The organism is Luteolibacter pohnpeiensis (assembly GCF_016595435.1).
Classification (GTDB): domain Bacteria; phylum Verrucomicrobiota; class Verrucomicrobiia; order Verrucomicrobiales; family Akkermansiaceae; genus Luteolibacter; species Luteolibacter pohnpeiensis.
In genome coordinates this window covers 145,809-170,608 of the sequence record NZ_JAENIJ010000001.1, presented here as the reverse complement: position 1 = coordinate 170,608, position 24,800 = coordinate 145,809, and the positions used below count along the sequence as shown (strand labels likewise).

The 24,800-nt window shown below is 52.3% G+C and carries 22 protein-coding genes; 19 read left to right on the top strand and 3 right to left on the bottom strand.

Going from position 1 to position 24,800, the window contains the following annotated elements; all coding sequences use genetic code 11:
* Positions 1-82 precede the first annotated feature (82 nt).
* The 14 genes from JIN85_RS00740 (at position 83) to nadD (ending at position 17,629) form a co-directional block, all read left to right on the top strand.
* A complete protein-coding gene (locus JIN85_RS00740) occupies positions 83-1,015 on the top strand; it encodes a formylglycine-generating enzyme family protein (RefSeq protein WP_200266587.1) in 933 nt (310 codons plus the stop codon).
* A 103-nt stretch (positions 1,016-1,118) separates the two neighbouring features.
* Positions 1,119-1,985 carry a SphA family protein gene (locus tag JIN85_RS00735; RefSeq protein ID WP_200266585.1) on the top strand — a complete coding sequence of 289 codons (867 nt, stop codon included), beginning with the start codon at positions 1,119-1,121 and terminating at the stop codon, positions 1,983-1,985.
* Between the two features lie 93 nt (positions 1,986-2,078).
* Positions 2,079-2,981 (top strand): YybH family protein, encoded by a 903-nt coding sequence (locus JIN85_RS00730; RefSeq protein WP_200266583.1) that lies wholly within the window; start codon positions 2,079-2,081, stop codon positions 2,979-2,981.
* A gap of 15 nt (positions 2,982-2,996) precedes the next feature.
* Positions 2,997-4,829 carry a tetratricopeptide repeat protein gene (locus JIN85_RS00725; RefSeq protein ID WP_200266581.1) on the top strand — a complete coding sequence of 611 codons (1,833 nt, stop codon included), beginning with the start codon at positions 2,997-2,999 and terminating at the stop codon, positions 4,827-4,829.
* Between the two features lie 678 nt (positions 4,830-5,507).
* The gene (locus JIN85_RS00720; protein ID WP_200266579.1) at positions 5,508-6,263 is read left to right on the top strand and encodes a bestrophin-like domain; all 756 of its coding nucleotides are present in this window, start codon (positions 5,508-5,510) and stop codon (positions 6,261-6,263) included.
* A gap of 14 nt (positions 6,264-6,277) precedes the next feature.
* Positions 6,278-7,546 (top strand): hypothetical protein, encoded by a 1,269-nt coding sequence (locus tag JIN85_RS00715; protein WP_200266577.1) that lies wholly within the window; start codon positions 6,278-6,280, stop codon positions 7,544-7,546.
* A 9-nt stretch (positions 7,547-7,555) separates the two neighbouring features.
* Positions 7,556-9,223 (top strand): esterase/lipase family protein, encoded by a 1,668-nt coding sequence (locus JIN85_RS00710; protein WP_200266575.1) that lies wholly within the window; start codon positions 7,556-7,558, stop codon positions 9,221-9,223.
* 499 nt (positions 9,224-9,722) lie between these two features.
* Positions 9,723-10,898, top strand: a complete 1,176-nt coding sequence (locus JIN85_RS00705; RefSeq protein WP_200266573.1) for a hypothetical protein — start codon at positions 9,723-9,725, stop codon at positions 10,896-10,898.
* Positions 10,895-12,664: a hypothetical protein gene (locus tag JIN85_RS00700; RefSeq protein ID WP_200266571.1), complete on the top strand. Its 1,770-nt coding sequence runs from the start codon at positions 10,895-10,897 to the stop codon at positions 12,662-12,664. Before JIN85_RS00705 ends, JIN85_RS00700 begins: the two co-directional genes overlap by 4 nt.
* Before the next feature lie 345 nt (positions 12,665-13,009).
* A complete protein-coding gene (locus tag JIN85_RS00695; protein ID WP_200266569.1) occupies positions 13,010-14,116 on the top strand; it encodes an Lrp/AsnC family transcriptional regulator in 1,107 nt (368 codons plus the stop codon).
* A 49-nt stretch (positions 14,117-14,165) separates the two neighbouring features.
* Positions 14,166-15,071 (top strand): hypothetical protein, encoded by a 906-nt coding sequence (locus JIN85_RS00690; RefSeq protein WP_200266567.1) that lies wholly within the window; start codon positions 14,166-14,168, stop codon positions 15,069-15,071.
* A gap of 58 nt (positions 15,072-15,129) precedes the next feature.
* Positions 15,130-15,807 carry a response regulator transcription factor gene (locus JIN85_RS00685; RefSeq protein WP_200266565.1) on the top strand — a complete coding sequence of 226 codons (678 nt, stop codon included), beginning with the start codon at positions 15,130-15,132 and terminating at the stop codon, positions 15,805-15,807.
* On the top strand, positions 15,804-17,009 hold the full coding sequence (locus tag JIN85_RS00680) for a sensor histidine kinase (RefSeq protein ID WP_200266563.1): 1,206 nt from the start codon (positions 15,804-15,806) through the stop codon (positions 17,007-17,009). The genes JIN85_RS00685 and JIN85_RS00680 overlap by 4 nt, the downstream gene beginning before the upstream one ends.
* A gap of 32 nt (positions 17,010-17,041) precedes the next feature.
* Positions 17,042-17,629: a nicotinate (nicotinamide) nucleotide adenylyltransferase gene (nadD, locus tag JIN85_RS00675; protein WP_200266561.1), complete on the top strand. Its 588-nt coding sequence runs from the start codon at positions 17,042-17,044 to the stop codon at positions 17,627-17,629.
* On the opposite strand, the gene JIN85_RS00670 is transcribed toward nadD, so the two are convergent.
* The gene (locus JIN85_RS00670) at positions 17,558-18,604 is read right to left on the bottom strand and encodes a COX15/CtaA family protein (RefSeq protein WP_200266559.1); all 1,047 of its coding nucleotides are present in this window, start codon (positions 18,602-18,604) and stop codon (positions 17,558-17,560) included. The genes nadD and JIN85_RS00670 overlap by 72 nt on opposite strands.
* Positions 18,605-18,769: 165 nt before the next feature.
* On the opposite strand from JIN85_RS00670, the gene JIN85_RS00665 reads away from it, so the two are divergent.
* The 4 genes from JIN85_RS00665 (at position 18,770) to JIN85_RS00650 (ending at position 21,772) form a co-directional block, all read left to right on the top strand.
* On the top strand, positions 18,770-19,159 hold the full coding sequence (locus JIN85_RS00665; protein ID WP_200266557.1) for a hypothetical protein: 390 nt from the start codon (positions 18,770-18,772) through the stop codon (positions 19,157-19,159).
* Complete coding sequence (locus JIN85_RS00660; RefSeq protein ID WP_200266555.1) at positions 19,156-19,920, top strand: metal ABC transporter ATP-binding protein; 765 nt, start codon at positions 19,156-19,158, stop codon at positions 19,918-19,920. The genes JIN85_RS00665 and JIN85_RS00660 overlap by 4 nt, the downstream gene beginning before the upstream one ends.
* Positions 19,921-19,928: 8 nt before the next feature.
* Complete coding sequence (locus JIN85_RS00655; RefSeq protein ID WP_325107825.1) at positions 19,929-20,771, top strand: metal ABC transporter permease; 843 nt, start codon at positions 19,929-19,931, stop codon at positions 20,769-20,771.
* An 89-nt stretch (positions 20,772-20,860) separates the two neighbouring features.
* Positions 20,861-21,772 carry a nucleotidyltransferase family protein gene (locus JIN85_RS00650; protein ID WP_234047149.1) on the top strand — a complete coding sequence of 304 codons (912 nt, stop codon included), beginning with the start codon at positions 20,861-20,863 and terminating at the stop codon, positions 21,770-21,772.
* Between the two features lie 582 nt (positions 21,773-22,354).
* Here the strand turns inward: JIN85_RS00650 and JIN85_RS00645 are convergent.
* Positions 22,355-22,582, bottom strand: a complete 228-nt coding sequence (locus tag JIN85_RS00645) for a DUF167 domain-containing protein (protein ID WP_200266553.1) — start codon at positions 22,580-22,582, stop codon at positions 22,355-22,357.
* A gap of 19 nt (positions 22,583-22,601) precedes the next feature.
* On the bottom strand, positions 22,602-23,351 hold the full coding sequence (locus JIN85_RS00640) for a hypothetical protein (RefSeq protein ID WP_200266551.1): 750 nt from the start codon (positions 23,349-23,351) through the stop codon (positions 22,602-22,604).
* Positions 23,352-23,640: 289 nt separating this feature from the next.
* On the opposite strand from JIN85_RS00640, the gene JIN85_RS00635 reads away from it, so the two are divergent.
* Positions 23,641-24,774 carry an adenosine deaminase gene (locus JIN85_RS00635; protein ID WP_234047148.1) on the top strand — a complete coding sequence of 378 codons (1,134 nt, stop codon included), beginning with the start codon at positions 23,641-23,643 and terminating at the stop codon, positions 24,772-24,774.
* The last annotated feature ends 26 nt before the right edge of the window (positions 24,775-24,800 follow it).

Sequence of the window (24,800 nt, the reverse complement as noted above, 5' to 3'; positions counted from 1 at the left end):
ACTAGCGATACCCTTTTCACTACTGCCATCATCCGAAGACGTTCCGAAGAGATCAGAGCACAAGAATGAATCTCCGCCCGGCATGATATGGATCAAAGGTGGCGAGTTTACCATGGGGAGCGACCAAGAAGGGGTCCGGCCCGATGAAAAGCCAGTACACAAGGCATCGGTCGATGGATATTGGATCGACGAACATGATGTCACCAATTCGGAGTTCAAGAAGTTTGTCGACGCAACCGGATACAAAACCACTGCAGAACGACCTGTGGATTGGGAGTTATTAAAAACCCAAGTACCACCCGGAACTCCGAAACCACCACAGGAACAACTGATGCCTGGCTCGTTGGTTTTCACACCACCGGATGGCCCGGTCGATCTGAAGGATATGAGTGGATGGTGGACATGGATTCATGGCGCGGATTGGAAGCACCCAGAAGGCCCCAAGAGTAACCTGGATGGAAGATGGAATCATCCCGTGGTTCAAGTTTCCTGGGATGATGCTGCCGCTTATGCCAAATGGGCAGGCAAACGGCTTCCGACCGAAGCCGAATGGGAATTCGCTGCACGTGGTGGTCTTGAAGAAGCACGCTATGCATGGGGCAATGAATTCCGGCCGGAAGGAAAATTTATGGCGAACGTCTGGACAGGGAAATTTCCGTATCTCAATACCAAAGAAGATGGGTTCATCGGAACGTCACCAGTAAAATCATTCCCCCCGAATGGCTATGGTCTTTATGACATGTCTGGCAATGTATGGAACTGGGTGAGTGATTGGTATCGCCCGGATACGAATGCGCGAATGGCGATGATGCCTTCGTGTCATAATCCGGAAGGACCCAGCCAAAGTCTTTCTCTGGTCAACTCTTATCAAGAAGAACGCGTCACAAAAGGCGGATCATTTCTCTGCCACGTTGATTACTGCGAGAGCTACCGTCCTTCAGCCCGTAGGGGCACACCACCCGATACCGGAACAAGTCATATCGGTTTCCGTTGCGCGATGACGCCTGCCAATTGAACCAAAGCTCTATACCCATTGACTGAAAAAAATCATAAAACCTATGAGAAATCAAATCGCCAAGAGGACCACCATATTGATGCTGTATTAAAACAGACTAAGCATGAAATACCGAATCACATATGCCATCATGGGGGCTACCTGCCTCGGTATGTTGCAAGCCGAGGAAGGTGGTGCTGGTCACTACATTCCAGGATCCATGTCGACCCTTATCGACCTACCACCTACGACACCAGGTTGGATTACAGAGGTGAGCTGGCTCCACTATCAGGGAGATGCCTCCGCCTCTCGGGCCATCCCCATTGGTGGACTACTCGTAGGAAATTTGGATGCCACCAGTGATGCCCTTCTACTGGGCGGTTTTCATACATTCGAAAATCAGATTGCTGGTGCCTGGTACAGCATTGGTATGTTCGTCCCTTGGGTATGGATGGAAGCAGATGCCAGCTTGTCGTTAGGTTCTTTGAATACTCACATCCATGATCATGAAAGCGGACTCGGCGACATCGCTGTCCTCCCGCTTCTGATGGGCTGGAAATGTGGAGAATGGCAATACAATGCAGCTTTGCCGATCTACACACCCACAGGAGAGTATGAGAAAGGCCGACTCGCCAACCCAGGCAGGAATCATTGGACCTTTGATCCTACCGTCGGCATATCCTATAGTGGCAGCCAATCGCTAGTGAATTCCTCCTTCCATACTGGATTCTCTATCAATACTGAAAACAAAGATACCGATTACAAGAGCGGGACGGTTTGGCATAATGAGTTCAGCGTCCAGAAGCTATACACTGCGGGTTCTGGTCTGTTAGGTGTAGGTTTCAATGCCTTCTATTACCAACAAATCACGGGTGATAGCGGCGGTGGGGCGAATTTAGGAGATTTTGAAGGGCGGACGATTGGAATAGGTCCCGTTCTAACATTCCTATTTCCACGCGCCGAATCCAACTTTGTTGGAGAAATCCGGTAGCTACCTGAAATCGATACCACTCGGCGCCTGGAAGGCGATTACATCTGGGTGAAACTTGTTTATCAGTTTTAGAACCCCAAACGGAACGACCAGATGAAATTTTTAACACTACTCACTTTTCTGGTCGTTCCCCTCCATCTATCAGCACAGGAAGAAGAGTCAGACATCGAAGAGCTGAAAAAAACAGCGAATGCATTCGTCATCGCTTACAACCATCGAGATGCTGAATCCATCGCGAATCTTTTCACCCCATCAGGCGAACTCATTGATTTATCGGGTGAGGAAATCATAAGTGGGCGTGAAGATCTCAAACACCACTATGAAGAGATTTTCACATCTGAACTTCCCCCCACGATTGCGATAGAGGTTTCCTCAGTCCGCCTTGTCGGTTCTGGCTTAGCGATCGAAGACGGAACGGTCCATTTAACGCCACCAGCTGAAGATGCCACTCCACGTTCCATCGCTTACACCGCAGTCCTGGCGAAAGGAACCCAAGGCACCTGGCAAATTGCAAGTAGCCGCAGTCTAAAAGATATCACCGATGCCGCCGGGCAGCTCGCTGATGTGGCAGCCACTTTCATGGGTGACTGGACTGCCATGACTACCGATCACTTGCAAATCGAGTTCAGTTTTGAATGGGATCTAACAGGAAAATTCATCATCGGCCGCATGTTGACAAGTTCTCCTGACACAGAGGCATTGGAAAGCAACATTCGCATCGGGTGGAACGCTGCGAAAAGATCCATCGTCTACTGGATTTTTGATTCTGAAGGCGGAGAAATCGAAGGCAGCTGGTCCTCCACCGAAACTGGATGGCTTGTTAGATCGGAGGGAGCTACCGCGGATGGAGAAACCTACAGCGCCAACCAAGAAGTGTTCGCACAAGATGAGAACACCATCCTTTGGAAAGCAACACAACGCCTAATCGATGGACAAGTCCAACCGGATAATGAACTGCGACTAGTGCGCAAACCTCCACAACCGGGAGAGAACTAACAATTTCATGATATTATGAAAATTCTCCACACCGTGGGTCATCTATTCCTCTCCCTGGTTCTGTTGTCCGCAGAAATCGAAGCTCGGGGAGAAAGCCGTTTCAAGGGCGCGGATGGAAGTCGCAAGAAACCCACCCCACCCCAGCGATCAAGCAATCAACGAAGGTCCCCCATGACCGGATCGAAAATCGTTCGACCTAAAACGAAACCCACTCAAAAACCCGCACAGCGCCCGCAGACCCGTCCAAGCACCAAACCTGCTACCAAGCCGATCCAGCGTCCCGAACTGCAAAAGCCTGATACACACCCGAGCAAGATTCCTGATCGGAATCCCATTAAAAAACCTACCAGTAAGATCCCGGATCGAGGTGATGGAGCCCCGAATAGACGCCCTGTGATCAAGCAACCTGGTAAGACGAAGCCAGCAACACTCCCTGGCATGGTCACTTACCCCAAACATCCATCTAACAAAAAACCGGGCGATACGATCAAGTTCGACCGAGATAAGATTAACATTTCCAGGGATCGCAACAACCTTCACATCGATCAAATCAACATCGGACGTCGGAACGTTGGACTAAACCGGCCAAATACGCTTCCAGCGCGAAAGCCCGATTGGAATCCCAACAAATGGGGAGGCAACAAAGGTGTTTGGGGCAATCGAATATCCGTCGGAAACGACATCAACATCAAGATTGATCGTCACTTTCAGAATAATCAGAACTTTTCCTACCGACCAGATTACTGGGGATCCCGTCCGTGGTGGGGCGCAGGAGCTTATCATGACTGGCATCACGGCCATTGGAATTATGGCTGGAACAGTCACTACTATCACCATCACTGGTGGTATAATGACGACGATTTTGCTTCAGGTTTCATGTGGGGTATCGCGGTTTGGAGCCTTGGCAACATGATTTATGACATGGGATATCAAAGCTATCACAATCCCTACCCAGCGCCACCGGTTCAAAATACTTACATTACTTATACCGAGCCCGTTTCCGTTGCGGCCGCTTCACATCCTCCCGGGGATGAAGGGGAAGTCGCATTGGCGGAGGAAAAATCCGATACTGCTCTGACACGATCGATGGATGCTTTCAAAAGCGGCGACTATTCCGCCGCTTCAAAAGCGATTGATGAAGCACTAGCTTATACTCCATCAGATGTCACCCTTCATGAATTCAGGGCACTTGTCTTTTTTGCTCTGGGCAAATACGCAGACGCAACTGGAATACTCAATCCGGTCCTGGCATCCGGTCCTGGTTGGAGCTGGGATACGATGATTGGATTCTATCCCACGGAAAGCGAGTATGATACCCAACTGCGCAAACTCGAAGCCTATGCGAAGAACTCGCCTGACCGTGCAGATGCGCACTTTTTGTTAGGATACCACTACATGGTATGCGGACATATGGAAGAAGCTTATCAGGAATTCGAGATAACGACAAAACTTCAACCCGCAGACTCGATCGCCCTTCAACTGCGTGATCTAACAAAAAACTCCCTTCCTGACGCTGGAGAACCCGAGTCTGGCATGATCACCGAAAGTCAACCGTCACCCATTCCAAGTGAAAAACTGGTTGGCACCTGGGTGAGTGATCGCGGTCCAGATGGAAAGATCTTCTTCACCCTACAGGAAAGCGGAGACTATCTGTGGAAATACACTTCCCCATCCGGAGACAACGAACTCTCGGGCACTTACGGCCTTGATGACAAGGGCTTGTTAATTCTCACAGCTGATGATTCACAAATGGTTTCCGCGGTCACTCTCAACGACGACAACCATTTTCATTTCAATCTCATTGGCGCGCCAGATGGCGACCCCGGACTGGAATTCACCAAAAGCTGACTGCGATTGATTCGCTATCATAACCATCGTGACGGATTTACTAAAAGCCATCAGATCAACTCTTCTCACGGGATTATTCATCGTGCTACCTGCTTGGCTTGCGATCTTGCTGGCAATCAAATTACTGATTCACTTAAACATCCTGATTAGGCCCATCAGTGTCGCGATGCCGAAACAAATCAGTCATCCTCTGCCATGGGCGATTTTGCTTTTTGTGATGATCTGTTTCGCCATTGGGCTGCTTTTTCATACCACACTGGGTAAAATCGTCGGCAGATCATTAGAAAAAGGCCTGCTCGAAAAAATTCCTGGCTATCCCCCTCTCCGCTCAATCGCCAGGCAATTATCAGACTCGAGTTCCTGCGCGAATTTCCAACCGGTGCTTGCTGAAGTGGAAGACGGCTGCCTGACACCTGCATTGCTTGTAGAATCCCATCAAGGAGGACTTAGCACGATTTTTATCCCGTCCGCCCCCACTCCACTCGCTGGTGCCATTTTCATCATGCCATCCCATCGGGTACATCCAGCTGAAGTTCCAATCACCGAAATTTTCAAATGCGTTAGCAAATGGGGGGCAGGTTCCGGCGCTATCCTCGCGAGCTCACCGCATTCAACGGCCGCAAGCGATCAACGTTTTATGCAATCTCCATGATTAGTGAATTCGTTTCACGTATCTTTATGAACCAATGGTCCATTCTCATAATCGTTACCGGAATTCTGTTAATCCTTTCAGAAATTGGGTTTCGATTCGGCAATTCTGCCAAACAAAAGAACCCGCAAGCAGATGTGAATAATGGCAGCACACAGGGCGCGGTTCTGGGCTTGTTAGGTTTATTGCTTGGTTTCAGCTTCGCGATGGCAGTAGGACGATATGACAATCGTCGGTCCCTCGGTGTCGATGAAGCGAATGCCATTGGTACCACTTGGCTACGGACCGATCTCCTAACTGAAAGCAGGAGTCGGAAGGCGAAGAAATTACTTCGCCAATATACAGAGCTACGTCTCGAATCGATTGAAAAATCGACGGACCTGGATCGAATGAAATCATTGGTCATGGAATCCAGCAAAATTCAAAATGAGCTTTGGCAAATTGCCATGGATTCCGCAGTCGAAAAACCTGGCCCTGTAATCATGGGGTTCATCAATTCATTGAACGAAATGATCGATTTGCAAACCAGCAGGATCGCTGCCGCACGAAATCATGTTCCAGCTGCGGTTTGGATTTTGCTGATCGTTGTCGCAGGCTGTGGTGCTTGGGCCAGTGGGTTTAGCTCAGGCACCACACAGCAGCGATCAGCATTTAACCAAATCGTTTTTCCAGTCCTTGTTGGCATCGTCGTCACTCTGATTTCTGACATTGACCGGCCTCGCAAAGGACTCGTCGCTCTGAGCCACGAACCATTGCGTGAACTCTACGAGTCCATGCAACCATGACCTCCAACCGCTTCATGAAACTGTCCATTCTTCTCCTGATTCCGATGTTGCTGGTCGATGCGAAAGGCCAGCCATCTCCTCCATTTGAAGAGCCAACAGTGGTGCATGCATCAGATTTGTTAGAGCAAGAGATTCTTCGTGGAGAAGCATACCGCGTGCGTGATCTCGTCGTCACCGATGGCTACCTTGCACACTTTTCGATCGACTCAGACTTTGGTACTTTTGATGCCATCGGCGTTCCACAGGCACGAAGACGAATTGTAGAAATTGCTGCAATCAAGAGGTTAGTCGAGACCAGCAAAAGTGACTTGTTTGCGGAAGGCATGCGGCGTTCTATCGAGCAGCCGATTGATGCGGTGAAAAACATCGTGGCGCATCCTATCGATTCAGCCAAGGAAGCACCTAAAACGGTTGGTCACTTTTTCACCAAGGTTGGCAAGTCAATCAGTCGTGGAGCGCAAAAAGTCAATCAGCAGGTTCAGGATGCCAGGGAAAACGATGTAGATTCCGCTACAGTCGCCAAGGAAACAGGCAAAGGCATCGGCACTGCTGCGAAAAATGCTGCAGGATTTGATAAAGCAAAACTCGATACGGCAAAGCAGCTCGGGGTCGATCCATACACCGACAATCTACGGCTGCAGGATGAGATGGATAAAGTAACCTGGGCGTTTTTTGCTGGAGGCTTGCCTCTTCGAATCGGCGCCACCGTTCTATCCGCAGGTGTCGCCGTAGCTGCGACAAACATGGTTGGCATCCCCGAAGACATCTATGCTCTAACAGAAAGTGAACTCGCACTACGAGATCAGGAAACCCTTATTGCCATGGGTGTCACCGATGAAGATATCAGCACTTTTCAGCTTAGCCAGGCACTCAGTACCACTCGGCGCCACCGAATTGTAAACTGTCTGAAGGCAATGCCAAAAACAGCCGGACGTGGGAGCATGATCGTGCTTGCGAATTCCTGCCAAACTCAGGAAGAAGCGGACTTTTTGGTAGAGGCGGTTTCCATACTGGCTTCGCGCCAATTATCAGCTGCAGCTGACTACTCGCAGCTCCATGTCCTTGGTCGCTTACCGGGCGGTGTGTCATCTCAAGGCAACCTAGAAGTCCCCGCACCGGTTGATTATGTGACATGGACAGCACAGGTTGCAGCTTTCGCCAATCGCGATGACCTCGGAATTTCCCAAAAAGTTTTAATCCACACTGGCATCCTCACCGAATCCGCCGCATCTGGATTTGCTAGCGCTGGATGGAAAACCATTCAGGTTGAATACCCGCAGTAGATGGATCGCATGAAGTGCTTACCTCGAATCACTTCAGTCTATCTGTTAGTTTATCTAACCTTCGTTGCGGTTTCGTGTAATGCTCCGATTTCATACCGCATTAAGTCTGCAACCATCCCTGGTGAAATCACTCCTAGCACAACGTTCGATGCAGCCTACCGGGAAATTGATTCCGGAAAGGCGGCAATTGATTCATTAGATGCTGCTGCACATTATCTCGAATGCATTCGCCTTGTTAGAGCAAAATCTCTGGCTGGCGATCAAACTGCGACTGCTCTGGAAAACTACGCGACCGCACGATTGGTCGAAGCCCTCCAAACCGATGACTCAATCCATTTGCAACAATCCATCACATTACCTTCCGCCCTCAAACCCTGGATTTTAGCAGTAAAACTGGAGAAGAATGGAATCACCCACAAACGAAAGTATCTCCCAGCCGATACGGTCGAATTCACAGGCACCTACGCCGAGCACCACGCCACGCGAGCAGGAATCGGAGCACCATTGATCGCAATCTCTCAGGAAGATCCCGATTTCCGCAACAACTATGGGACGCATCGTAGTCACACTGCTCTCACTGCGATAATCCGATTCACCGGCCAACGACCTGCCCTGCTTGAATTCCATGATCCAGTGGAAGAACGCCTGATTTCATTGAACGGTCACTCGGTCCAACTTGCGGCAAATTTCACCGCACCGGCTGCGCTTTTATTGTCAGTCGATCGCCCGGACAAGCTTGGGCTCATCAGGCTTCTCAATCCACAGAAATATTCTGCCACGGCACGTATTTCCCGACTTCAGCCATATGATCCGAAGAGGATTCCAGTGCTCTTGGTGCATGGACTGCAGGACTCACCGGCAAGTTGGGCGCCACTCTATTTCACCTTGTTAGAGGACCCGCAAATTCGTGATCATTTCCAATTTTGGGTATTCAGTTACCCGAGTGGATACCCCTATCCCTATTCAGCTTCCTTATTACGCAATGAGCTCGACGGGATTTCCAAGGTTTTCCCGGATCATCAAAAAATAGTCCTGATCGGACACAGCATGGGCGGCGTGATCAGTCGGCTCATGGTAACAGATGCGGGTGAAACCATCTTTCGAAATCTTCTGGGCCATGGACCCGACGAGATTAAAATTCGTGGCACCAGCAGACAAATTCTCATCGATTCCTATGTCTTTAATCATCGAACTGACATTGGCCGCGTCGTCTTCATTTCGACGCCTCATCAAGGTTCGGAAATAGCATCTAACTGGATCGGTCGAATCAGCACACGTTTGGTCCGCCTCCCCTCGTTCATCCAGGATACACTTGTTGCGGTCTCGTCCGTGGTGACTGCGGATGTCTCTGCGATCCAATTAAACCGTGCTCCCAGCAGTATCGATACACTTTCTCCAACGAATGCATTTGTTCACGAGATTAACCAATTGCCGATCGCTACGGGGATTCCTTTTCACTCCATCATGGGTGATCGCGGGAAAGGTGGGAATTTCGACCATACCAAACCCATCAGCACGGATGGTGTCGTCCCGTATTGGAGTTCCCATCTAAATGGTGCCAATTCCGAAAAAATCGTTCCATCAAATCATAGTGCACACCAGAATTCCGAAGGAATCGAAGAAGTCCGTAGAATTCTCAAATTGCATTTAAAGAATCTACCGCCCCCTTCTCGATAGGAGGGTTGGGATACGTTTGCAAACATCGATTCTAATTGACATTCAGCAAGCGGGCTTCAGGAATGAGGACACTGGAATTGAAAAACCCAAACTCTTTCCCATCATGAAGTGGACCCCTGCCCTTGTTTTACTAGGCATCTGTGTCGGAGGATATTTTTTCGGCTCGCTAGTCGGTAAAGCGACTTCGGACCGCGAATCAACGACGATAGCCTCAGCCGAACCCGAACGTCCTAACAAAAAAAAGCGCGCGATCCCTGAAACGCGTTCGAGTAGTCGGGATCGGTCCCCCGCTGTTGCAAAGATCGACACTTCATTCACTCACTCTACAGATACATTGGAATCTCTTGAAGAGGTCGCATCCACCGAACTTTATGGTCGGCTCTCGCTTTGGTTGCTTGATGCCAATGAAGATGAAATTGCTACTTATTGGCAACGCTACCAAGCAAAGGATGATCCAGATGGCGAAATCAGTGAATTGATTTTGGTCAATTGGACGCGCTTGGATCCGCAAGCTGCGATTGCTGCGGTTTCTGGTTCACAGCTCGAAGCTGTGGCATGGTCCGCCTGGAGCAGCAGTGATCCCATCGCCGCCTTGAATGCAGCGGTGGAACAAAATCCGGAACAGTTGAATGCGGTAGCCAGCGGAATTGGCGAGTTCCATCCGAACTGGTTGATGGAACATTTTGATGACATTCCCGACGAGTCGAAACCCGCCGCGTTGCAAGGATTGGCGAAATGGGACGATGTCGAAGATGCCGAAAAGGTACTGACTTTTCTAACAGATCACGGATTTGGGATACCATCCAAGATGCTGATGCTTTTAACCAATCGTGACCCATGGGCTGCTTACGCCTGGGTGATGGAAAATGGCAAATCTGGCTCAAATGGGATGTATACCGATGCGTTCAGAACTTTCGCACAAACCTTGCAGGAGCTGGATCCCGGACTGATAGAGCGTTTTGCGAAGTTGGCTCCACCCGGACAAATGAAGAACCGACTGGATGATGCAGTGTTCAGCAACTTACTCAAGAGTGACCCTGAAGCAGCTCTCAAACAATCCATGGCAACAACCGCGCCGATCACCAGAACTCAACGCGTAGCCCAGGTGGTGCAGGAACTCGTTCATGAAAATCCCGATCTGGCTTTTACAACCGTGGAAGAACTTCTCGAAAAAAATCCAAATGCTTTGCAAAAAGGGATTTTGATTAAAACTGAAAATTCTTCCATGAGCTTTGAAAATCCGGCGTCCGACGCAATCAGCACTATGATTTCCAGTTTGGTGACAGCAGACCCTGCAAGGCTCATGAATACGCTGCCAGAGGTTCTTGACTCGGACTTTTACAGCTCCAGTTTATACCAAGCTTCCAGCCAATGGGCTAGAAGTGATTTGGACGGCTATCTGGATTGGATCGACAACCAAGTGGATTCGATGGTTAAGCCTCAACAAACTCATATTGCAATTCAGTCTTTATTATCAACTGGCCGCTACGAGGAAGCAGCCACAAGGAGTTTAAATTCAAATGGTTCAAGTAAGAAAAACTCCAATTTGATGAATGTGATCATGCGCTGGTCTAGATCCTCGCCTGAAGCTGCTGAAACTTGGCTGAAAAATAGCGACTTACCTCAGGATCAGGTTCAATTACAACTAAAGCTCATCAAACAACTGCATCCATGAATAGCTCCAACTACACAACTCGCATTGCTGGTGGAGCACTATTATTCTGTGCCATGGCATTTGTAGGTTGGCAGATCCAACGAGGTTCACAAAAAAACAGTGATCCCCCCACTGAGATACGACAGAATCGCACCTCGGATCGTGTCAGACGCCCATCAAATCAAAACAACAAAGGACTCGCTGGCGCGAAGCGGCTACTGCGTGTGATTGATGCAGAGAAAAATCCTGCCGAACGCATGCGAGTGACCACGGCATTGGTCAATTCGCTAAGCACTGATGAATTGCTGGAATGGCTGGATAAACGATGGTTCACGTGCCGCGATGGCTATGAACTCAGCCTCTTCAGCCGACTCGCCACTGAACGTTTATCGCACGAAGATCCGCTACGATTGCTGGCTTGGTCGATGAAAGATAACTCGTCCGGCTCAGAAGCCGCACTCAAAACTCTCACTGAATCTGATCCACAAGCACTCATTGATTTCTTCAAAGAGAATCCGAAACCATATCTCGAATTACGCGCTTTGGGCGCAATCAGCAAAAACAATCCAGAGATGGCAATGGATCGCTTGATAGAAATATCATTAACTGGTAAAGATGCAGACTTCGGCTATTATTATATCAACTCAGCGATGACTACCATGGCGGAATCTTCCCCAGAACTATTGGAAGCCAAGATCGCTGAATTAGGCGGAAAATTTCAAAAAACCGCACAAGCGGCGTTGCTCGGCGCAAAGCTCAACCGTTCTTTCGCCACAGAACTGGATAAGTTGATCGATCAGCCTGATGGCCTCAATCAACTCAAAGCAGCTTGTGCAACTTCCAGGACCAGTATCTCTGACAGTCTATTGGCCAATCTTGGCAGACTACCCTCATCTTGGCAGGCTGCCGTTTTAAAGAATAACTCCGATTTTCTCAACAATACTAATGCCTATCAATGGCTGACAGCAGACCTTGAGGGAGCTGGCGTAACATCATCAGACGCGAACCTAATACGGCTAGACTGCATTAATAACCTGGCATACAGCAATCCCAAGCAAGCCTTGGAAGGGTATCAACATCTTGACCCATCCACAATGGACGCAAGTCAAAAAATATCGATACTACAGGCCATTTTTTCAACCCAGAGCAACCCATTAGCCGCAACCGGCTTACTCAATATGCTCGATAGCGATGAAGATCGGATGATTGCTCAAAAAGCAATTCCTTCAAATCCCAATGAGTCCGATTTGTATAAGTTAAGAAATACCACCAACTCCTCTGACTGGCTGGATCAAGTCAAACAGTTAAATACAAATACAACCTCCGACATCCAGTATTACTTAACGGAGTCATTGCAGAAGATGAACAAACAGCAAATTGCTGAATTGAGCAAAGATTTCCAAAGTCTTCCGGAAGATGCTCGGCGCAACGTCGCGAATGTTCTCACATCATCCTATACAAGAAACGAGGGCATCGACCCCGAGCTCAAAGGACAAGCCTTGGATTACCTGATCTCCAATCCTGTAGCGCAAGGAACGGATTCCAACTCGGGCACAAATCTGCCGATGCTTGCCTCCATCCATGTGACGCAATGGATTCAAACCGACCCAAAGGCTGCTACGGACTGGACCAGCAAATTACCTGATAGCGATGCTAAAACTTGGGCAACCAAAAACCTCGCATCGACGTGGATGCAGTATGACCCGGCTGCCGCCCAAAAATGGATTCAAAGTTTACCGAGTCAAACCCAACAGGACGTTCAAAATTTCATAGATTCGAGCAAGTAATGGATCGAATATCCTGCATCCAAGCCATGCCGCTCTGCCTGCTTGGCTGATACTTTCCCAGTCTTGTTGCGGAGTGATAAACCGCCATGCGCTTTGAAAAATCCCGAGTCCGAACAATCGGCACAGGAAACTTTGCCTTTGGCATTTTCTGGTACGGATGATCGATTTCCAATAGGGATCGTCCTGACGTTGATTCGGATCTGTCCAGAGTGGCGGTCTCCCCTCGCACTGATTCGCGTCCTCGGATTTGCCTAGGTCGCACGCTGATTCAGCACATCTCGCCAAAATCACCGCATCGATTATTTTTTCCAAGCATTTCGCCACGACTGGTTCTAGCGTCCCGACATGCACACGATTCCCGTCGAGCACACTGACCCGATCAACGCCAAAATTCTCGCGATTTCTGAAGATCTCATCGCTGGATTTCATCGCCATCCTTTCCACCTGATCGCCGAGAAATCCGGAGTCGATTTGCCAACGGTGATTGAGCGCATCCGCGCGATGCTTGAAGCCGGGGTCATCCGCCGGGTCCGGCAAACACTTCTATCCACCAAACTCGCTCACGGAGCATTGGTCGCTTGGAAAGTGCCGGAAGACAAACTCACCGCGGCATTCGATTTCATGTCGAAGGAAGATCCATTTTCCGGCCACGTGGTGATTCGCTCCACGGATACCGAAGTTTCCGGATCTGGCTACCGGCTCTGGACCACTTTGAAAGTTCCTGTCGGCGAGTCGCTCGATTTTCACGCCAAGACCTTGCTGCGCCTGACGGGGGCGACGGAATATTTGCTAATGCCTGCAAACGGCGTGTTCGCGCTCGGCGTGGGCCACGTGCGCCGCAAATCCATGGAACCTGGAGACAAAGCCGATGAGGTGGCCTCCATGATGACCACTGCGACGGTCGAGCTTTCTCCCGAAGAGTGGAACATCTTGCTCGCGCTGAAGGAAGAGCTCACCTCGGAAGAAATCGGCTATGAGCCATGGGCTGGGCGTGCTGAGCAAGCAGGCGTCACCATCGAGCGGTTCTGCCAGATCGCTGAGGAATTGAATGCGAAAAAAGTGATCGGCCGTTTTTCCACCTTCCTTGAACACGTCAAGCCATCGGCGACAGGCGAACGGGTCACTCGTTTCAACGGGCTATTCCATTGGGCGGTGCCGAAAGGTCGTGAAATCGAAGCAGGCGAACAAGTCGGCCGCCATTATTGCATGACCCACGCGTATTGGCGCGAGGGCGGCCCGCAATTTGGCAACGTCAATATCATGGGCGTGATGCACGGAACGGAAAAAGCCCGCGTGCTGGAGCACAAAGCGGCGATTGACCGCCATTTGGAATCCGTTGGGATCCCCGTCACTTACACCAATGTTTTCTGGGGTGGCCGGTCCGAAATCAAGCCATCTGAGATCTCGCCGAAGGTATACGCCGAGTGGCACGCAAAATACTCTGAAAATTGACCGAAAAAACGTGCCTCAATGCACATCGCATGATAGGGTAAATGTTGCGATGCAAGCTATACTGTTACCTCCCAGATTTCCTGCCTATTGCTCCCCCATCACCGCCAACCGCGACCTCGGCGCGTGCCCGATCGCGAACCTGCCGATGAAGGATCTGCTGACGGCGGAATTGATCCGCAATGGTTTTGAAATTGTCACCCCGGAGACCGCAACGCCGCGCACGTTGCGGATCCCGATTGACAACTGGATTGAGACAGGAGCTTTGGTGATGCTCGGAAGAAATCCCGAGTCAGCCCGGCTTTATGATAGCGATAACAATCTTCTGGCCTGGAAGGGTTTTGAAGATCCTGAAAGTTGTGCGCAAAAAATCGTCACCGAGGCCGATTGCTTTCCAGTCCGCTATCCGTGGGATATTCTGCGGATGAACGAGGAAGTTCTGGCCATGATGGATGAAACTTCCCTGCTCGGCGAAGTCAGCCCTTTGGCCACCATCAGCGGTTGTGTGCGGCTCGGGAAAGGATCAAAAATCCTCGCCGGAACGGTGATCGAGGGACCTGTTTTGATCGGCCCCAACAGCCAGATCGGCCCCAATGCCTACATCCGCGGGGCGACCAGCATCGGCTCGAACTGCTTTGTCGGAAACGGCGCGGAAGTGAAGAACTCAATCATTTACAACAACTCCTACATTTCACGGCAATGCTACGTGGGGGATTCAATCATCTGCACCCACGTCACTCTCGGAGCTGGGACCTGCACGGAAAACCACCGTCACGACGGACGTCATCACACCTCTGTGATCCAAGGCCAGCCGGTCAATACAGGCCGCCTGAAATTTGGTGCGGTCATCGGTGACGGAGTCAAAACCGGCGTGAATACTTCGCTGGAAGCTGGAGTGAAAATTGGCGTTGCCCGAACCACCAAACCGGGAAGCTACATTTCTCACGATCTCTTGTGACCAAACCGTCACAAGGGGCATCTTTCTTCGACGGCGCACCGGAATACACCTCTTCGCGATGCACAGGATCTTGATCATCGAGGACGAAAAAGACATCGCCGATCTTATCGCCTTCAATCTGGAGCGAGCTGGTTACGAAGCGTTGAAAGCGCATGACGGAATTTCCGGCACGGAAATCGCCATGCGCGAACGTCCGGACTTGATCGTGCTGGACCTGATGCTGCCCGGCCGGGATGGCTATGGGGTATTTCGTGAAATCCGCCGGGATGCCCGCAGCATGAACATCCCGGTCATCATGCTGACCGCACGCGCGCAGACCGAAGACCGCATTCAGGGCTTGGAAGTGGGTGCGGATGACTACCTCACGAAACCCTTCTCCCCAAAGGAACTGATGCTCCGCATTCAGGCGGTCATCAAGAGAACCGACGCGCCGCCAGGGGTCGCGGAATTCACTTACGGACCATTCCGGTTCGATAAAAATGCCCTTAAATTTTACATTGAGGGTGAGCCGGTGGATTTGACCGCCACCGAGTTCAAGCTTCTGCTTTTTCTTTGTGAACGCTCCGGCAAGTCGCAAGACCGGAACGACCTGCTGCGAACCGTTTGGGGATACAGCGATGAGGTCCATAGCCGGACGCTGGACACTCACATGAAGCGTTTACGCCAAAAACTGGGGACACATGGAGCCTTGGTTGAAACCATCCGCGGATTTGGATACCGCGTTGCTGAAAAATGACCGCCGCTCTTGTCATTGTTGCCGCCATAGCTGCTATCGCGATCATCTTTTCCATTCATACGACCTTGAAATCGGCACGTACCATCAAGCGTTTCCAGGAGGAAATGTCTGAGCAAACCGCAAGGCACACGACCCAGCTGGAGCATGCCCGTGATGAACGGGACCGGATGCTGGACGCGCTCGGCGATGCGTTTTTCATCATAGATGGCGACTGGGTCATCCGCTTCGCCAACCAGGCCGCCATTTCGCTATTCGATGGCCGTATCCAATGCGGTCGGCCGGTGCTCGAAGCGATTCTGGACTCCAGTATTTCCAAGGCCATCAGCCGTTGCCTCAACACGGGCGAACCCGTGCAAACCCGGATCGTCAACAGCCAGCAGACTTCTCCACGGGGCGATCTGGAAACCCGTGGCCAAAACGCTTGGACGGTGGATGTCGCCAAACTGGAATCCAGCGTCGATATCCGCGTCATCATTCGCGATGTCACTGCGGAGCATCAAGTGGAGCAAATTCGCAAAGACTTCGTTGCCAATGCTTCGCACGAGCTGCGAACCCCGCTGGCCATCATCAGTGGTTATCTGGAAAACCTCATCGAGGACAACCTGGTCGAGCAATCCGCGCTCGCCCGCAGGTTCCTGCTGATCATGCGCAAGCACACCGAGCGGATCACGCGCATCGTCGAGGACATGCTGGTCATTTCCCGCTTGGAGTCCGGCGAGGCTGGTGCTCTCAACATTGAGCCATTCCTGTTTCGGGCCTGCATCAATGACATTCTGGAACGTCTCGAATCGTTGATTCGCCAAAACGAATCCGAGATTGATGTTTATCTACCCGATCCCGAAATTCGGATCGAAGGCGACCGCTTTTACTGGACGCAGGTGTTGTTCAATCTGGTGGAAAACGCCCTGAAGCAGAACCCCCTGCCCGGCATTCGCATCCAGGTCGGCTGCCAACAAGTCGGCGATCAAATCCAGATTTGGGTGAAGGACAACGGTGTCGGCATTCCATCCGCTGACCTCCCTCACATTTTCCGCCGCTTCTACCGCGTCGAAAAACACCACTCCAGTAACGAAATCAAAGGAACGGGACTTGGCCTTTCGATCGTGAAACGCGCGATTGAGGCCCACCACGGCACCATCGGCGTGACCTCAGTCCCGGGAATCGAGACGAAATTCCTGATGACCATTCCCGCGTCGGGTTGACAGGTTGCGCAAGATCGGGGAAGGATTCAGCCGTGTCTACCCTACCCCGGAAAATCGCCCTTTTCGGCGGAACTTTCGATCCCGTCCACCTCGGCCATCTGCATTTGGCCACCCTTGCATGGGAGGCTCTGGGACTCGATGAAGTGAGGTTCATCCCGTGCAAAATATCTCCTCACAAAACCGGGACTCATCCAGCCAGCCCGGAGGATCGACTCAAGATGCTGCAGCTCGCCACCGCCGACCTTCCCTGGGCGGTGGTTGATGACATCGAGCTCACCAGTGGCACCCCGAATTTTTCCTACCGGACTGCGGAGGAAATCCAGCGCCAGCAACCCGATGCCGAGCTGTATTGGATCATGGGAGGCGATCAATGGGCCGCTTTGCCCCGCTGGAAACATCCGGAAAAGCTGGCAGCCATCGTTCAATTCATCGTTCTGGCACGGGACGATGCCCCTGCGCCACGCGAGGGATTCCGGTTTCATCTCGTGCATGGCGAGCACCCGGCATCGGCAACGCAGATCCGCGAAGCGATTGCAGCCGGTCGCTCATCAGACGATTTGCCGCGCACCGTTGCCGCTTACATCCGGGATCATGGGCTTTACCCATTTTCTCCCGGCTGAGAGGCCAAACCACCAGACCCAAATCAGGGCCAATAACAGCGAGGCAAGGCCGATGTGCACCACTTGCACCCAGGCGTAGATGTGAATCTGGGACATGATCACCCCCAGCAGCATCTGGAAGATCACGACTCCCAGAACCGCCTTTTCAACCCGGCCGGGACCGCCCACGCGATGACGCTTGCTGAGAAGCCAGGCCCAAATCGCCACGAAAAGGACTGCCCAGGAAAAACTCCGATGCACCAGGTATTTCCAGGATTGTTCCAGTTCGCCAATCCACTGGGAACGTGGCTCATGCACGTGGGCGCGTGACATTTGATCCGTCATTTGACGCACCTGAGTGCCCAAAAAACCTTCAGCTACCACCACCGCCAGCAACAACAAAACAGCGATGCGGAGCGGTTTTTGACCCCCTTTAAGCTCGATCTGCCACGGGTCCTCGGTGCCACGACAAGCACAGTATGCCAATGCCCCCAGCATCAACATCGCCAACGCCAGATGCCCAGTGATGATCGCCGGCTTCAGCAAAGTCGAGACCACCACGGCGCCGACCAATGCATTTGCCACCAGTAAGAGAACCGCTCCAAATGCCATCCAGAAAACCAAAGGACGCTCCCGATGCCGGAATGCGGCGATAAAGGTGGCGAGGGTCAGCAATGAAACAGGTCCCGACGAGAGTCGGTTGATGTATTCGGTCCAGGCGTGCCGGACGTTGAATTCGCCACGCAGGCTTTGCTCATTGATGGTATCGCGATCGAGTCCTTCCTTGGCCGCCGCATCTTTGAACTTCTCCATCGGCAGTTTGCTGAAATTGATTTCATCGACGCTCGAAGGCGGGATCAAGCATCCCCAGCACATCGGCCAATCGGGGCACCCCAATCCGGAACCTGTCACGCGGACCACCGCACCAACCACCATCAAACCCAACAATGCCACCAGCGCTGCAGTCGCCAGTTTTTGAAAGAGCGTCATCCGCATGCCCGGAACATGATTCCCACCCGACCCGCAATTCCAGAGAAATTCCAACGAATCGTTGGTTCGCGATTTTCATCGAAAATTTGTTCCTGCAACCTCCTTGCATTAACACGATCGCGCGTGCAGGATGCCGCCGTGCGCGGCTCACCACTCATTCGTACCATCCTCATGTCCGTTGCGTTGATCGCAGCGGCCTTCGGCATGGTGCACGTGACCCGGACACGAAACGTCGCCCCGGAGAAAGTAACTCATTCGGCCCAAGAACCAACCCTACCGGCCCTGCAAATGCCTTACCGGTTGATGCTTTCCGATGAAGCGGAAGGCATCACGATCGACCCCGGAAACCTGCATGACCTCGCTGGCACGATCGATCTGGATCCAGAAAATCCGACCATTTTTCTCACCGTGCAGTGGAAATCACTGCCGCCCGATGGGGCGCATCGCTTTGCCAAGCTCACCTTGGAGCCTGCGGGTAAACCAACCATTGAGCATGTGTTCGATGCGCCGGGCGATATCGACGACCTTTTCGAACTGCCCTTGCAAACCTCCGCCGAATGAGTCCGAGCCACCATGATTGCTGCGCCCACCACGGCCATCACCATGAGCTGGTGATCCGTGACCTCGCGGTTTCCTACCGCAGGGTTCTAGCGCTGGAAGATGTCTCGCTTGCGACGTCGTGCGGAAATCGTGTCGCCTTGATCGGCCCGAATGGTGCCGGAAAGTCCACACTTCTCAAAGCCATCGCCGGTTTGGTCCCGCGCAGCTCCGGCAGCATCGAATGGCGCGGCACCGCGGTGAAAAAATGGTCGCGTGAATTCGCCTACCTGCCGCAACGCGAAGAAATCGATTGGTCCTTCCCCATCACCGTGCGCGGGCTGGTCGAAATGGGGCGCTACCCACAAACTGGCTGGTGGAGAAAATTTTCCACGGAAGATACCGATGCCGTCGACCGTGCGTTGCATGCGCTCGACCTGGTATCGCTACAAGATCGCCAAATCCGCGAACTTTCCGGCGGCCAGCAACAGCGCGCATTCCTGGCTCGCGCCATCGCTCAGCAAGCTCACGTTTTGCTGTTGGATGAGCCGTTTACCGGACTAGACCGCAACGCCGCACAACTGCTCGGCAAGCTGCTGGGAAATCTCGCCACGGAAGGCCGCCTCGTCATCGCCTCGCACCACGATCTCAACACGTTGCCGCTGTTGTTTGATGAGGCACTCATTTTGTCGACCCGTCCCTTGGCGTTCGGTCCCGTTGACGAAATTTTAACCCCGGAATTGGTATCGCGGACCTTCCACGAACCTGTCTCTGCCACACTTTAATCCCTGCCGTGCCTTTGGAAATGCTCCACAACCCGTTCTACCAGCGTGCGCTGGTTGCCGCCGTATTCATCGGCTTCAGCAACGGATTTTTTAGCGGCTTCGTGGTTTTGCGGCGCAATGCGCTATCCGTTTCCGCGCTTTCGCACACCATGTTACCGGGGATCGCGCTTGGTATTTTCCTGACCGGAGCACTGAGCCAGTGGAATGCGTTTCTAGGCGCCTTGTTCGCAGCACTTTTGGTCGGCCTTGGTTCCGTTGCGGTTGCACGGGGAAACCGGGTCGCTCAAGGCACCGCGCTGGCCGTACTCTACACAGCGGCGTTTGCCGTGGGTCTGGCGCTGCTGCCAAAACTGGATACGCGGCAGGAACTTGAGCACTGGTTGTTCGGGGATATCATCGCAGTCGGCAATGCCGATCTCTGGATCGCATTCGGCATCGGCAGCTTGATCCTGCTGGTCACGAATCTGCTGATGCGGCCGATCCTGCTGACCTTGTTCGAGCCGAACGTCGCTGCCGCACAAGGCGTGCCCGTACGATTGATCCAGTATTTGATTTTCGCGCTGCTGGTTCTGGCGCTGGTTTCCTCACTCCAAGCCGTCGGCTGCATCCTCTCCGTCGGCCTGCTGGTCACCCCTGCGGCAACGATATCGCTGCTGACCGATCGCACCTCCGCGCTGTTCTGGGGTGGTGGCCTTGTCGGCGGGATCGGTTCATTTGCAGCAGTTTTGTTATCAGGAAAATTCGGTATCACCCCCGGTCCCGCGATTGTCATCGTGCTGGGCCTGTTGTTCGTGCTCGCCTACCTGTTTAGTCCAAAATACGGGTTGCTTGCTTTAAAATCGCGTCACTGAGCGGGTCCTGAATGTCTGCAGGCTTGCTCCAAACGCCTGGTCTTGATTCCCTCCGCGCGTGCCGTCCCGAACCACGCGGCCAACCACTCATGAAACCCACTCTTCTCGTTCTCGCAGCCGGAATGGGCAGCCGATACGGCGGCCTGAAACAAATGGACCCAATGGGCCCGAATGGTGAAACTGTCTTGGACTACTCGGTTTTTGATGCCATTCGCGCCGGCTTTGGCCGTGTGGTTTTCATCATCCGCGAAGATTTTGCCGATGCCTTCAAGCAAGGAGTCGGTGCGCGGTTTGCCGATTCCATTCAAGTGGACTACGCCTTTCAACGGCTCGATGATCTGCCGGAAGGATTCAGCGTTCCCGCTGGCCGCTCCAAACCATGGGGGACCAGCCACGCGATTCGCGCCGCTCGTGAAATCGTGAAAGAGCCATTCGCCGTCATCAACGCCGATGATTTCTACGGTCAGAACGCCTACGAGTGCGCGGCGAAATTTCTCACCAACCCGCCAGCGGAAAATGGTGTCGCCCACTATGCGATGGTCGGATATCCGCTGGAAAACACCCTTTCGGATCACGGCGATGTCAACCGTGGCATTTGCAAACACGACGCCGCCGATCTGCTCACGGAGGTCGAGGAATACGTCGAAATTTTGCGCGAATCCGACGGTGTCGTCAGAGGCCAAGCGCTCGATGGCCAACGCCGCGAAATCACCGAGGGCACGCCAGTTTCGATGAATTTCTGGGCTTTTACCCCGTGCTTCTTCGACCATATCGAAAGCGAGTTCACCGACTTTCTCAAAGCTCGCGGCACCGAGGAAAAGTCCGAGTGCTACATTCCGACAGTTGTCGATTCCTTGATCCGCGCCGGCAAGGCCGACTGCAAGGTTCTCGAAACCACAAGCCACTGGTTCGGCGTCACCTATCCGGCCGACAAGCCGCATGTGGTGCATTCCATTCAGAACCTGATCGATTCCGGGGAATACCCATCCCCTCTGGCCTGAACGAATGATCGGAACCATGGCCCAGCGCTCTGGTTCCGTCTGGTTCTTTGCCGAATCAAATCGCAAATAACAAAGAAAAGGCGCGTCCGCAATGGATCGCGCCTTTCCTTGCACATTTCCCCCAAATGGTTCCGCCTTGAACGAAGTGAGCGATCAATCTCCCCCCGGATATCAGTCACTCACGAACGAACCAGACGAAATCTGGAAATGGTAGCCCTGCTTCGACAAGCAAGCCTGCGTTGCAGCACTACTCCGGCATAATATGCAAAAAATTTCTTAACTACAAGTATTTTTTACAAAACAAATTCTAAGATTTCCGAACCAATGTTTGTTTGACGAAAATTTTTAAAAGAATTCCCGACCGATCATTTGAGGAGCAAATCCGTCGGGGAATGACCGCGGGCATCGGATCCCTTTTTCCGACACCCGCGGACCCGTCCTTGGGGGGATGGGCATTGTGCTATCCCTTACACAATGGCGAACTTATCGCACCTGAACCCATTCAACCATTCCGTGATCACGTAGCGATCGATGGCTGAAATCATTAAAAATGACTCATCTTTCCAACTAGGAAATGACTCATCAAACATTTGAAATATGTATCAATTTCAATCGCGCTCCCGCACCGCTTTTGATGGTGATGGCAGACTTGGAGCAATGGAACTTCTTTGATATCAATTGGATCAATTCCGCATTCGCTTTGCCATCCACAGGCGGGGCCTTAATCGAGGCTTTCCAGGTTCCGTCATCTTGAAGCGTCAAAGCACTTTCACGTGCGTTCGGCTTCACTTTTACCTGAAACGTTTGCATGAGCCTGCGAGCGTAAAAATCACAACATGACCCGGGATTGCACCGTGCGTGCGAGCTCGTTGGCCCAGCGCCATGCCATATCACCCCAAGTCGCCGCGTCGCGTATCCATTCGCGTCCGAAAGCGCTAAAGCTGTCCAACTGGGCATCTGCCAGGCAAAGCAAGGCAACGAGTACCAACAGATTCGCCAAGTAGATGATGATCAACGAAAGGAAAACGCCGTGCTCCTGAAGGTCGGGCTGGTCCCTCGGCAGCATCCATAAGGTCCAAAGCATGTGAAACGCCCAAGTATAACCCACTGTGACATAAAGCAGATTTTCGAGTTCGGGCGTTGGTCCGAAAAATAACCTTCCTAGCAAATAGGCGAGCACCACAACGGCCGACCAAAAAGGTACGAAATAAGGAGACAGCGCGATCATCAGATTCGTCTTATTGGTCGTGATATAACCGCCCGACGTGCTGACATGAAAATCGGTGACTTTGCCAAAATGGATGATGACAAAAATCGCATGGGTCAACTCGTGGCCCAATACATATAAATATAAAAATAAATCCCGCAGAAGTCCTGACCAAAACCAGCCCACCATTAATAAAATGCCGGTGGCGAAATACCAAAACTCCGGCGTTTGCCAAAACCCTTGATGCACGGTCGCATACGAAAAACGTGAAAGAAAGGTCCACGTCGTCACCCAGCAGATTGGCAGCAGGATCAGACCGATGATCCAGCGCAGCAGGCGCTTGGTCCATTCAAGTGCGCCGATGTCGTCCATTGGTGCGGACTCGGCGATTGCGGCCTGGACAGATCGATACTCCCGCCGCCCACCGCGACGGTTTGCGCGCTCGTGGGCACGGCGGTTTGCGGTGCTCAATAGCTCCGTAATCGGTTGCCGCGAACGCCGCTGATTGGCTGGCGCAGGTCGATTGCTGGGTTTTTTGGTGCTCTTTCGGGCCATTGTTCTGAGAGCGTGCAGATTATTTAGGACATCTTTACAAATCAAGCCTATGCTTTTTGTGCTTTCTCAATGCCTCAGGACCGGAAACTGCTGAACGCGTTGGATCATGATGGAAAGCACCGCAATCAAACTACCGCCTGAAGCGGTTGATCTCACGCGGCTGAGAGGAAAAAATCTTACTCAAGTAGTTGATATCCAAAAACTACCTAAAGTCTTACTGCACGAACACCTGGACGGAGGCCTGCGCCCGCGCACCGTGATCGAGCTGGCGGAAGAACAAAATTATCGCGGCCTTCCCACGCGCGATGCAAAAGATTTGGCGGATTGGTTCCACCGTGGTGCCCAGCGGGGAAATTTGCCGGAATATCTCGAAGGCTTCCAGCACACCACCTCGGTGATGCAAACACCTGAAGCCATTGAGCGTGTTGCATTTGAATTCATCGAGGACATGTACGAAGACGGCGTCGTCTACGCCGAAGTGCGTTTCGCGCCGATTCTGCACATCCATTCGGGCCTGAATCAGGATGAGGTGGTGGAAGCCGTGATTCGCGGCCTTGAGCGCGGCCAGCAGACATACGGAGTGGAATGGGGGCTGATCATTTGCGCGATGCGCCACCTGTCCAGCTCTCTAGAAGCTGCGGAGCTTGCGATCCGCTGGCGGGAACGAGGAGTTGTCGGCTTTGACCTCGCCGGTGGCGAATCCGGGTTTCCACCCAAAAAACATGTCGAGGCCTTTCAAGCGATCGAGCGCGCCAATTTTTATATCACCATTCACGCGGGTGAAGCGTTCGGACCGGAATCCATCTGGCAGGCGCTGCAGTATTGCGGGGCTCATCGCCTGGGCCACGCAACGCGGCTGCGGGATGACATTCAGACCATGCCGGACGGAAGCCTGAAGCTCGGTCCCCTCGCCCAATACATTTTGGATCGACGTATCCCTTTGGAAATGTGTCTACTGAGCAACGTCCACACCGGGGCGACGCCAACTTTGGAGGAGCATCCCTTTGGCAAATTTTTCGAGCGCGGGTTTCGCGTTAGCCTGAATACGGACGATCGATTGATGAGTGACACCAGCATGACACGGGAAACCAAGCTCGCCGCGGAAACCTTCAATCTGAGCCTCGCAGACCTGGAAAAACTTTCGATCAACGCCATGAAAAGCGCGTTTGCCCCATACGATGACCGAATTTCGATGATCTACGAGAAAATCAAACCCGGCTTTGCCAAGGCCCGGAGCTGATCATCACCACTGTTAAAACTTTCTCC